The 10599-nt window shown below is 71.4% G+C and carries 12 protein-coding genes and 1 pseudogene; 8 read left to right on the plus strand and 5 right to left on the minus strand.

The window, feature by feature from the left end; genetic code table 11:
- A partial coding sequence (locus KBX39_RS11685) for a C40 family peptidase (protein WP_210870438.1) occupies positions 1 to 515 on the plus strand: 515 nt, incomplete at its 5' end.
- 72 nt (positions 516 to 587) lie between these two features.
- Here the strand turns inward: KBX39_RS11685 and KBX39_RS11690 are convergent.
- The 3 genes from KBX39_RS11690 to KBX39_RS11700 all read right to left on the minus strand — a co-directional run bounded on the left by KBX39_RS11690 (position 588) and on the right by KBX39_RS11700 (position 3908).
- Positions 588 to 1577, minus strand: a complete 990-nt coding sequence (locus KBX39_RS11690) for an RNA polymerase sigma factor RpoD/SigA (RefSeq protein WP_043330973.1) — start codon at positions 1575 to 1577, stop codon at positions 588 to 590.
- 472 nt (positions 1578 to 2049) lie between these two features.
- The gene (locus KBX39_RS11695) at positions 2050 to 2997 is read right to left on the minus strand and encodes an N-acetylmuramic acid 6-phosphate etherase (protein ID WP_051611378.1); all 948 of its coding nucleotides are present in this window, start codon (positions 2995 to 2997) and stop codon (positions 2050 to 2052) included.
- Positions 2994 to 3908, minus strand: coding sequence for a MurR/RpiR family transcriptional regulator (locus tag KBX39_RS11700; protein ID WP_051611377.1), 915 nt, complete (start codon positions 3906 to 3908; stop codon positions 2994 to 2996). Before KBX39_RS11700 ends, KBX39_RS11695 begins: the two co-directional genes overlap by 4 nt.
- A gap of 268 nt (positions 3909 to 4176) precedes the next feature.
- On the opposite strand from KBX39_RS11700, the gene KBX39_RS11705 reads away from it, so the two are divergent.
- Complete coding sequence (locus KBX39_RS11705) at positions 4177 to 4854, plus strand: SDR family NAD(P)-dependent oxidoreductase (RefSeq protein ID WP_187692382.1); 678 nt, start codon at positions 4177 to 4179, stop codon at positions 4852 to 4854.
- Here KBX39_RS11705 and KBX39_RS11710 read toward each other — a convergent pair.
- On the minus strand, positions 4839 to 5570 hold the full coding sequence (locus KBX39_RS11710) for a dTMP kinase (RefSeq protein ID WP_043328813.1): 732 nt from the start codon (positions 5568 to 5570) through the stop codon (positions 4839 to 4841). The genes KBX39_RS11705 and KBX39_RS11710 overlap by 16 nt on opposite strands.
- Positions 5571 to 5718: 148 nt before the next feature.
- Between KBX39_RS11710 and KBX39_RS11715 the strand changes: the two genes are divergently transcribed.
- The 5 genes and pseudogenes from KBX39_RS11715 to KBX39_RS11735 all read left to right on the plus strand — a co-directional run bounded on the left by KBX39_RS11715 (position 5719) and on the right by KBX39_RS11735 (position 8131).
- Positions 5719 to 6300 carry a nucleotidyltransferase gene (locus KBX39_RS11715; RefSeq protein WP_013288157.1) on the plus strand — a complete coding sequence of 194 codons (582 nt, stop codon included), beginning with the start codon at positions 5719 to 5721 and terminating at the stop codon, positions 6298 to 6300.
- A 56-nt stretch (positions 6301 to 6356) separates the two neighbouring features.
- Positions 6357 to 6566, plus strand: a complete 210-nt coding sequence (locus tag KBX39_RS11720; protein WP_225319459.1) for a hypothetical protein — start codon at positions 6357 to 6359, stop codon at positions 6564 to 6566.
- Between the two features lie 10 nt (positions 6567 to 6576).
- Positions 6577 to 7357: pseudogene (locus tag KBX39_RS11725) on the plus strand (metallophosphoesterase).
- The gene (locus KBX39_RS11730; protein ID WP_013288160.1) at positions 7348 to 7494 is read left to right on the plus strand and encodes a GPGG-motif small membrane protein; all 147 of its coding nucleotides are present in this window, start codon (positions 7348 to 7350) and stop codon (positions 7492 to 7494) included. The pseudogene KBX39_RS11725 and the gene KBX39_RS11730 overlap by 10 nt, the downstream one beginning before the upstream one ends.
- A 139-nt stretch (positions 7495 to 7633) precedes the next feature.
- The gene (locus tag KBX39_RS11735; RefSeq protein WP_210870440.1) at positions 7634 to 8131 is read left to right on the plus strand and encodes a TspO/MBR family protein; all 498 of its coding nucleotides are present in this window, start codon (positions 7634 to 7636) and stop codon (positions 8129 to 8131) included.
- 43 nt (positions 8132 to 8174) lie between these two features.
- Here the strand turns inward: KBX39_RS11735 and KBX39_RS11740 are convergent, their stop codons facing one another.
- Positions 8175 to 8951 carry a M23 family metallopeptidase gene (locus tag KBX39_RS11740; RefSeq protein ID WP_187692384.1) on the minus strand — a complete coding sequence of 259 codons (777 nt, stop codon included), beginning with the start codon at positions 8949 to 8951 and terminating at the stop codon, positions 8175 to 8177.
- Between the two features lie 236 nt (positions 8952 to 9187).
- On the opposite strand from KBX39_RS11740, the gene KBX39_RS11745 reads away from it, so the two are divergent.
- Positions 9188 to 10528: an ABC transporter substrate-binding protein gene (locus KBX39_RS11745; protein WP_064447780.1), complete on the plus strand. Its 1341-nt coding sequence runs from the start codon at positions 9188 to 9190 to the stop codon at positions 10526 to 10528.
- Positions 10529 to 10599 lie beyond the last annotated feature (71 nt).

Consider the following 10599-nt stretch of genomic DNA (forward strand, 5'->3'; position numbering starts at 1 on the left):
GGCTGGACGCCACGCTCGCCCGGGCGGCGGCGCAGGCCACGCAGCTCAAGTCCGCGAAGACGCGGATCGAGGGAGACCTGGCCGACCTCTACGAGATGCGGCGCAGGGCGTACGGGCGGGCCACCGAGGCGCCCGGCAACGCCGGCTCGGCGGGCAAGCCCCCGGCCGTCTCCGGCGACGCCGGCAAGGCCGTGCGGTACGCCTACGGCGCGGTCGGCAAGCCCTACGGCTATGCCCAGGACGGCCCGGGCAGCTACGACTGCTCCGGTCTGACGCTCGCCGCGTGGCGGGCCGCCGGAAAGTCGCTGCCGCACAGCGCGGCACGGCAGTGGAACGCCACCACGCGGATCAGCCGCAGCCAGCTGCAACCGGGTGACCTGGTGTTCTACTCCGGGCTCGGGCACGTCGCGCTCTACGTCGGCAACGGCCAGATCATCGACGCGCCCAGCGCCGGACGCAACGTCAGCAAACGCGGTATGAACATCATGTCGATCGCCGGCTACGGCCGGGTCTGATCGACGCGGACGGCGAACGGCCGGCGTCCCCCTGTCGGACGCCGGCCGTTCGTTGTCTCAATTACTACCAGGTCAGGCCGCCTGCAGCCCCTCCGCGCGAGCCAGCTCACGCAGCCGGCCGAGGGCCTGGATCTCCAGCTGGCGGATCCGCTCCCGGGAGAGCGAGAACCGCGACGCGACCTCGGTCAGCGAGTGCTCGCGACCGTCCTCCAGGCCGTACCGGGCCCGCATGATGCCGGCGGACCGGTCGTCGAGGTGGTTGAGCAGACCCTCGATCCGCTGCCGCTCCAGGCCGGTGAGCACGATCTCCTCGGGCGACGGCGCGTCGCTGTCGGCGACCAGGTCACCGAGGTTGGTGTCGCCGTCGTCGCCCACCGGGGTGTCCAGCGAGACGGTGTCCTGCGACCAGCGGACCAGCTCGTTGACCCGCTCGACGGTCACGCCGAGGGCAGTCGCGATCTGCTCCGGCTCCGGGTCGCTGCCCAGCTCACGGGTGAGCTGCCGGGCCACGTTGCGCATCCGGTTGACGTCCTCCACCAGGTGCACGGGCAGCCGTACGGTCCGCTCCTGCTGGGCGATCGCCCGGCTGATGGCCTGGCGGATCCACCAGGTCGCGTAGGTGGAGAACTTGAAACCCCGCTCGTAGTCGAACTTCTCGACCGCCCGGACCAGGCCGGTGTTGCCCTCCTGGATCAGGTCCAGCATGGGCATCCCGGAGCGCACGTAGCGCCGGGCGATGGACACGACCAGTCGCAGGTTCGCGCGGATGAACAGGTCCTTCGCGCGCTCACCCTCGACGACCAGCCGCTCCAGGTCCTCCCGGTCGACGCCCTCGGGGATCCGGTCTTCGTCGAGCAGGTGCTCGGCGTAGAGGCCCGCCTCGATCGCCTTGGAGAGGTCGACCTCCCGGGCGGCGTCGAGCAGCGGCGTCCGGGAGATCTCGTGCAGGTAGACGCCGACCAGGTCCCGCTCCTCGGCGACCTCGTCGGTACGCATGCCGATGTTCTTGTCCACGATTGCCACGGTCCCCTCGCTCGCGCCGGTTGCCCGGTTCCTTGCCATCCCCACGTTCATCAGCCCTCCCCGTAACCTCCGCTGTGCCCGTAGGTGCTGACACCTACACAACAGATGTGACGCTTCGGGGATTCCATGTCGTGAGTCGAAACTGTCACGAATGCCTGAGTACTAGCTGAGAGCCCGGTCCATGTTTCCTGTTACCGGCCCGGTTCGGACGGCTTCCGGACACGGCTTTTGGGGCCCGCCGGAGCTGCTGAATCGCTATTCGCCCATGGAATGGCACCATTGCCTGTTCCATGAACACAGCGAGCCGCGTCACCGGGTCGTTGCGATCCTGGTCACTGCGAGATACGCGCTCGTGGACCGGTCGGTTCAGCCACGCTCAGGATTACCCTCCGCCTCGTTGAACAATCCGTACGGGCGGGAACGTCCCCCTCCCGCACGTGATACGTGTCGCACCCGCCGGACGGATGCGCCGGGCGGGTGGATCGCCGGGAGAAGGGGTGAGCGGGGGCGGTCAGGAGGCGAGCAGGGCGAGCGCGCCGCGTACCTGGTGGGCGGAGCGGGCCAGCGCGGCCCGGGCGGCCGGCACCTCCGCGCCGGAGACCAGCGCGACGAGCGCGGTCTTGAGGTCGCCGTCGGCCTCCCGCAGCGCGACCCGGCAGACCTCCTCGGCGCAACCGGTGGCCTCCACGAGGATCGAGATCATGCGACCGCGCAGTTTGGCGTTGGTGGCCACCATGTCGATCATCAGGTTCGAGTAGACACGGCCCAGACGCACCATGACGGCCGTGGAGAACGTGTTGAGCACCAGCTTCTGCGCGGTGCCGGCCTTCATCCGGGTCGACCCGGTGACCACCTCCGGCCCGGTGTCCACGCCGATGAAGACGTCCACCGACGCGGCGGCCGGGGCCTCCGGATTCGCGCAGAGCAGCACCGTAGCGGCCCCCCGCTCCCGGGACGCGGCGAGCGCCCCGAGGACGTACGGGGTGCGTCCGCTGGCCGCCAGGCCGACCACCAGGTCGCCCGGGCGCACGCACTCGGCGGCCTCGGCGGCGCCGCCGCGCTCGTCGTCCTCGGCGTCCTCGACCGCCCGCCACATGGCGTCCGGGCCACCGGCGAGGTGCGAGCAGAACCAGTGCCGGGGCGAGTTGAACGTGGGGGCCAGCTCGGCCGCGTCCAGCACGCCCAGGCGGCCGGAGGTGCCGGCGCCGAAGTAGTGCACGCGGTGTCCGTCGCGCAGCGCGGCCACCGCGAGGTCGACGGTCTCGGCGATCTCGTCCAGCACCGCGGCGACGGCGGCCGGCACCCGCCGGTCCGCCTCGTTGATCACGGTGAGCACGTCCCGGGTGGACATCAGGTCGAGGTCGAAGCTGTGCGGGTTGCGCCGCTCGGTCGGCGCGCCGACGCGCACCACCGGCCGGATCGCCGCCACGCCGTCGCGCTCCGCCCGGCCCGCCGTCATCCCCGCCTCCGCCCGGGACCGACCCGGTGCGACTGGACCGCCTCGGCCGTGGCTTCGAGCGCCTTCTTGGTCCGGGCCCGGCTGCGCGCGGCCACCCCGACGAAGAGGCAGTCGACGACGGTGAGCTGGGCCAGCCGGCTGGCCGTCGCGCCGGAGCGGTAGGTCGTCTCCCGGGCGGCTGTGGTGAGCACGTGGTCGGCGACCTCGGTGATCGGCGAGCGCGGGAAGTTGGTGAGCGCCACGGTGGTGGCTCCCCGGGCCCGCGCCTGCTCCAGCACCTCGATGACGTCGGACGTGGTGCCGGTGTGCGAGATGCCGACCGCGACGTCGCCGCGCCCGAGCAGGGCGGCGGAGGTGAGCGCGGTGTGCACGTCCGGGAAGTAGAACGCGATGCGGCCGATGCGGTGCAGCTTCTGCTGGAAGTCGGAGGCGACGAAGCCGCTGGCGCCCGCGCCGTAGACGTCGATCCGGCCGGCCGCGCCGATCGCCTCGACCACCTGCTCGCAGACGGCCGGGTCGAGCTGCTCGGCGGTCTCCTCGACGGCTCGGGCGTCGTTGAAGGCGATGGTGGCGATGATCTGGGCCAGGTCCGCGCCCGGCGGGATGTCGCCACCGACCACCCGCGCGTCCGGCGGCTCGACCCGGCGGGCGGCCTCGGCGGCGAGGCGGATGCGCAACTGGGGGTAGCCGTCCATGCCGACCGAGCGGCAGAAGCGGATCACTGTCGCCTCGGACGTCTCGGCGGCGGTGGCGAGGTCGGTGATCGTGCGCCGGGCCGCGTCCGCCGGATCGGCGACGACCAGCCGGGCCACCCGCTGTTCGGCCGGGGACAGCGAGGGCAGCAGGCCGCTGATGTGGACGATCAGTCCACCGGGCTCGTGACTCGCAGAAATCTTCGGACTCTTCGCCACGGATGAAACTTACTTTCAGAGCGCGTGAGCGTCAACCATGACACCGCGTATCGGGAAATTTACCGTCTTCCGTGCCCGCCCCCGGGCCAAGGATCCCATTGTCGCAGCCCCACCGCCTCAACCGGTCCGGTCGAGTCACTCCTGCCGCCCGACGTGCCGGTCCGCCGTCGCGCGGCAGGGCCTGCCTGGTCGGCCTCGGCCGGACGGTCCGGACGGCCCGTGCGGGTCACCGGTCGGTCGGCACGACGGTTGACTAGCGTGTGTGTCCATGACGGAACGCACGGTGCTGGTCACCGGAGGCACGGGTGGGCTGGGCGGCGCGGTCACCGCCGCCTTCCTCGACGCAGGCTGGCGGGTGGTCGTACCTCAGCGGGAGGCCGGGACGGACGACGGCCCGGTCCGGGTCGTGGCCGACCTGCTGACCCCCGAGGGGGCCGCGCGGGCGGTCGAGGTCGCGACCGCCGAGCCGGCCGCGCCACTGCGCGCGGTGGTCAACCTGGTCGGCGGGTACGCCGCGGGCGGCCTGGTGCACGAGACCCCGGTCGAGGAGTTCGAGCGGATGCTGCGGCTCAACCTGCGCCCGACCTACCTGGTGACCCGGGCGGCACTGCCGCACCTCGTGGCGACCGGTGACGGCGCCGTGGTCTGCGTCTCCGCGCGGGCGGCGGTGTCGCCGTTCCCGGGCGCCTCGGGCTACGTCACCGCCAAGGCCGCGGTGCGGGCGTTCGCCGACGCGGTCGCGGTCGAGTACCGCCAGCGCGGGGTGCGGTGCAACACGGTGCTGCCGAGCGTCATCGACACCCCGGCCAACCGGGCCGCCCAGCCCGACGCCGACCACCGGCGCTGGGTGCCTCCGGCGGAGATCGCCGGCGTGATCCGGTTCCTGGCCTCCCCCGAGTCGGCGCCCACGAGCGGCGCCGGCATCCCGGTCTACGGCCGGGCCTGAACCGGCACCGGGCCGTCGCGGCCCGCCCCGCCGGCCGGACGTGGAGGGCCGCCCGGAGCCGGGCCGGGACCGGCGGACGGATCGTCGGGCAGCCACTCGCTCAGGTGCGCCCGGATCCGGCGGGCCACCTCCTCCGGTGGGCCGTTGCCGTCCACCACCACGAAGCCGCCGTACTCCGGCAGCCTCCGGTAGGCGGTGTCCGCGTCGGTCAGCCAGGCCATGCTCTCGTGGTCGGTGCCGCGCCGCTCGATCCGGCGGTACGCCTCGGCCGGGTCGACGGTGAGCAGGAACGTGACAGCGGGCGCCGGGAAGACCCGGTAGCCGGCCCGGACCAGCCGCTCCCACCGCTGCCCGCCGTGCGCCCGGATGCTCGCGTACTGGCAGTACGACCAGCGGTCCATCACCGCGGTACGGCCAGTGACCAGGCAGCTCAGCAGCGCGAGCGCGATGGCCAGCCAGCGCAGCGCCGACTCGACCACGAGCAGGCCGTCACGCCCGACGAGCCGCTGCGCGTCCGGACGGCCGATCCGTTGGGCGACGCGGCCGAGCCAGCGGCGGCCACCGGCGTTGCGGTGGTACGTCGCGGGGTGGCCGGCGGCGGTGAGGGCCTGGGCGAGCCGGTGCGCCTGGGTGGTCTTGCCTGAGCCGTCGATGCCGATCAGGGCGACGGCACGCAGTCGGGCCCTGCCCCGCCGCGTCCGCAGTGAGCTGGCCACCCTCCCGAGGTTATCCGACCGACGCCCACACCGGCCTGTATGTCGCTTTCCTGCCCTGGCGGGCCGATCGCGCCGCAACAGGTGTGACCGGAGCGTCCGCCGGGTACGCAACGTGATCCCACCGCCCATGACGACGAGGGAGCCGCAGATGGCCGAGCGCGGGGACGAGACCCTGGTGCACACGCTGAAGAAGGTCGCCGCCGTGCTCAAACAGTCCGAGATCCCGTTCGCGCTGGGTGGCAGCTTCGCGGTGTACGCGCACGGCGGCCACTCCAGCGACCACGACGTGGACTTCCTGCTCCGCGAGGTCGACGTCGACCGGGCGCTGGAGGCGCTCGTCGAGGCCGGCTTCACCGCCGAGCGCCCGCCGGAGGACTGGCTGGTCAAGGTCTACGACGAGGACCGGATGGTGGACCTGATCCACCGGCCGGTGGAGACGCCGGTGACCGAGGAGACGTTCGCCGACACGATCGTGCGCCCGGTCGACGCCATCCACATGCCGGTGCTCTCGGCCAGCCAGCTCATGGTGCACAAGCTGCTGAGCTTCTCGCAGCACTACTGCGACTTCGCCCGCGCCCTGCCGCTGGCCCGCTCGCTGCGGGAGCAGATCGACTGGGAACGGGTACGGAAGGAGACGCAGCACTCGCCGTACGCGGAGGCGTTCCTGGTGCTGCTCGACCGGCTGGACGTGCTGCCCGGCGGCGCGCCCGGCGGAAGGGAGACCCTGTGACCGGACTGTCCGGCGACGTTCCCCCCGACGAGTACGTCGAGGCGGAGATCCAGAGCATGCTGGCCGAGGACCCGACGGTGGCCGAGCAGGGCATCACCGTGGTGCGGCGGGAGAACGGGCTGGTGCTCTACGGCGAGGTGGAGAGCCCGCACCGGCGGGAGGAGATCCTGCGCCGGGTGGCCGAGCGCTTCCCGGACACCCACGTGACGAGCGACATCGGGGTGATCCGCACGCAGGCGCCCACCCAGGTCGAGGAGCTGCCGTGAGGGAGGTTCGATGGTGATCCGGATCGCCGCCGTCGGCGACGTGCATCTGGACGAGGACGTGGTGGGCCGGTTCCGTCCGGCGCTGGAGGAGCTGCCCGGCTCCGCCGACGCGCTGCTGCTCGCCGGTGACCTGACCCGGCACGGCACCGAGGCCGAGGCGCGCTGCGTGGCCCGGGAGTTCGGCGATCTCGGCGTACCGGTGATCACCGTGCTCGGCAACCACGACCACCAGTGCGACCAGGTGCCGCAGGTGGTGAAGGTGCTGGAGGACGCCGGGATCACGGTGCTGGAGGGCACCGGCGTCGTGGTGGACACGCCGGGCGGGCGGCTCGGGGTGGCCGGCGTCAAGGGGTTCGGCGGCGGGTTCGCCGGGCGCTGCGCCAGCGACTTCGGCGAGCCGGAGATGAAGGCGTTCGTACGGACCACCCGGGAGAGCGCCGACGCGCTCGCCGACGCGCTGCTCTCGCTGGACTGCGACGCGCTCGTCGCGCTCACCCACTACTCCCCCGTGCCGGACACGCTCGCCGGCGAGCCGCTGGAGATCTATCCGTTCCTCGGCTGCTACCAGCTCGGGCAGGCGATCGACGCCGCGCCCACCGCGCTGGCGCTGCACGGGCACGCCCACCACGGCACCGAGCGCGGCACCACGCCGGGCGGGGTGCGGGTCCGCAACGTGGCGCACCCGGTGATCAAGCAGGCGTACAGCGTCTTCCACCTGGGCGGTGACCAGCTCGACTGACCGGGAGGTTTCCGGGATCGGGCGCACGGGTATTCAGCCGACATGGAGCTGATTCTCTGGATTCTCGCAGTCGTACTGGTGGTCGCCGGAATTCTCGCCCTGTTCCGCCGGCAGATCCTCTGGGGCATCGTCCTCATCGTCGTCGGCCTCCTGGTCGGCCCGGGTGGCGTCAGCATCTTCAACACGTAACAGCGGTTCTCGTACCCGCCGGGGTCGCCGGGCCCGGGTGTTCCGTCCTGCCGGACCGGAACACCCGGGCCGGGTGACTCCGGCTTTTCCGCGTCCGGGCCGGCGTTTGCCGGGCCGGTCGAGCGGAAACATCTCGACCATGGAGACGTCGCAGAGTGTCACCCGGCGCACCACCGGCGCCCGGAAGTGGTGGGCGCTGCTCGGTTTCGGCGCCGCCACCTTCGCCGCGGCCGCGATCGGCGGGCTGGGTGTGCAGGGCACCTCCGCCGAGTATCAGAGCCTGGAGCAACCCGCGTGGGCGCCGCCGTCGTGGCTGTTCGGCCCGGTCTGGACGGTCCTCTACGCGCTGATCGCGATCGCCGGCTGGCTGGTCTGGCGCCGGGTCGGGTTCGGCCCCGCGCTCTGGGCCTGGGTGGTGCAGCTCGTGCTGAACGCGATCTGGACCCCGCTGTTCTTCGGCGCCGGGGCGTACGGGCTGGCGTTCGCCGAGATCGTGCTGATGTGGCTGGCGATCGGCGTGACCGTGGTCCTGTTCCGGCGCGTCTCCCGGCCGGCCACGCTGCTGATGCTGCCGTACTGGGCGTGGGTGACGTTCGCGTCCGCGCTGAACTTCGCGGTGTGGCGGCTGAACTCCTGACCGGTACGGGCGCGAGGGCCGGTCGCCCCCGCGCCCGCCGGGCTCAGCAGCGGGGTACGCCGGGGATGTAGCCGTCGTAGCCGGTGTAGACGTAGGCGTCGGAGATGAACCGGCCGGAGCCGATCCGGTCCCAGATCGAGCTGGTGCCGTAGGTGCCGCTGACGCTGGTGCCGCTGGTCTGGCACTGGATGGTCACCTTCGCCCCGTCGGCGACCGTGCCGACCGAGCTGTAGCCGGTGCCGGGGCCGGAGCGGACCGTCAGCGGGGAGCCGGCCGTGTTCACGGTGCCCTGGCCGGTGTTCGTCCCGCCGCAGCCGTTGTCGCTGGTGTAGGTCTTGGTGCCCCAGTAGAGCGCCTGGACGCCGTTGAACTTGATCTTCACCGAGCTGCCGTCGATGCGCTGCTCGTAGTGCAGGTGCGGGCCGGTGGAGCCGCCGGTCGTGCCGACGTACCCGATCACCCGGCCGTAGCCGACGGTCTGCCCGACGGAGACGTTGAAGGCGCTCAGGTGGGCGTAGTAGGTGGTGTGGCCGCCGCCGTGGTTGATCCGGACGTACTTGCCGTAGCTGGTGTCGCCGAGGTTGGTGACCACGTCGACGGTGCCAGGCGCGCTGGCGACGACCGGGTCGCCGGCGTCGTCGGTGCGGTTGAAGTCGATGGCGTTCGCCGGGCTGTGGTTGGTCCGGGTCTGACCGGACCAGGACTGGTTGCAGGGGAACGGGACCTTGAACGTCGGCGCGGCCATCGCCGGCGCGGTCGGCACGAGGGTCGCCGCCAGGACCGTCGCGCTCGCCCCGAGGGCGAGCCATCGCTTACGCATCCACTGCCTCCAATGTTGAAAGTCTTCAATGTGATGCGGACATCCTGACAGAAAGTTCCGTTCCCGGGAAGATTCGTGGGAGCGCACCCAAGCCCCTGGCCAGGGTTTCGGGATTGTTACCGGGCCGTGTCCGGCCAGGGGTGGACCCGACACGATGCAAGCGCTTACATGTGAGGACGACCATCGGACCGGCGCGGGTTCGATCCCCCCACGCGCCGGCAAGGAAGGAGATCGGCATGGCGTTTGCCAGATCGCGCCAGACGCTCGCGGTCGCCGGCGTCCTGGGGCTGGCGCTCGGTGTCGCCGCCTGCGGCACCGGCGATGACAAGAAGAGCGACAAGGCCGGATCGGCCGAATGCGCCGCATACGAGAAGTACGAAGGTCACGACGGCAAGAAGGTGACCATCTACTCCTCCATCCGGGAGATCGAGGCCGACCGCCTCAACGAGTCCTGGAAGCAGTTCGAGGACTGCACCGGCATCGAGATCGACCACGAGGGCAACGCCGAGTTCGAGGCGCAGCTCCCGGTCCGGGTCGACGGCGGCAACGCCCCCGACCTCGCCTTCATCCCGCAGCCGGGCCTGCTGAAGCGCTTCGTCGACTCGGGCAAGCTCAAGCCGGTCGGCGCCGACACCAAGGCGATGGCCGAGCAGAACTACTCCCCCGACTGGCTGAAGTACAGCACCGTCAACGGCCAGCTCTACGGCGCCCCGCTCGGCTCGAACGTGAAGTCCTTCGTGTGGTACTCGCCGAAGACCTTCAAGGAGAAGGGCTGGACCGTCCCCACCACGTGGGACGACCTGATCAAGCTCTCCGACCAGATCGCGGCCAGCGGCACCAAGCCGTGGTGCGCCGGCATCGAGTCCGGTGACGCCACCGGCTGGCCGGCCACCGACTGGATCGAGGACGTGCTGCTGCGTACCGGTGGCCCGGAGGTCTACGACAAGTGGACCACCCACCAGATCCCGTTCAACGACCCGCAGGTGGCTGACGCGCTCAACCGGGCCGGCACCATCCTGAAGAACGAGAAGTACATGAACGGCGGCTTCGGCGGCGTCAAGAGCATCTCCACCACCGCCTTCCAGGAGGGCGGCACGCCGATCACCACCGGCAAGTGCGCGATGCACCGCCAGGCGTCCTTCTACGCCAACCAGTGGCCCGAGGGCACCAAGGTGGCCGAGGACGGCGACGTCTTCGCGTTCTACTTCCCGGCCATCGACCCGGCCAAGGGCAAGCCGGTGCTGGGTGGCGGCGAGTTCGTCGGCGCGTTCGCCGACCGTCCCGAGGTCCAGGCGGTGCAGACCTACCTGGCCTCCGGCGAGTACGCCAACAGCCGCGCCAAGATCGGTGACTGGGTGTCCGCGAACAAGAAGCTGGACATCAACAACGTGCCGAACCCGGTGGACAAGCTCTCCGTGGGCATCCTCCAGGACGAGAAGACGGTCTTCCGCTTCGACGGCTCGGACCTGATGCCGGCCGCGGTCGGCGCCGGCACCTTCTGGAAGGGCATGGTGGCCTGGATCAACGGCAAGGACACCAACTCCGTCCTGAACGACATCGAGGGCAGCTGGAAGTGATCTAGCAGGTGGCCCGGTCCGGTTCCCCGGACCGGGCCACCTCTGCTAGCCGAACCCATGAAGGAGGGTCG

The sequence above is a fragment of the Micromonospora sp. D75 genome (genome assembly GCF_018070405.1).
Lineage (GTDB): Bacteria > Actinomycetota > Actinomycetes > Mycobacteriales > Micromonosporaceae > Micromonospora > Micromonospora chalcea.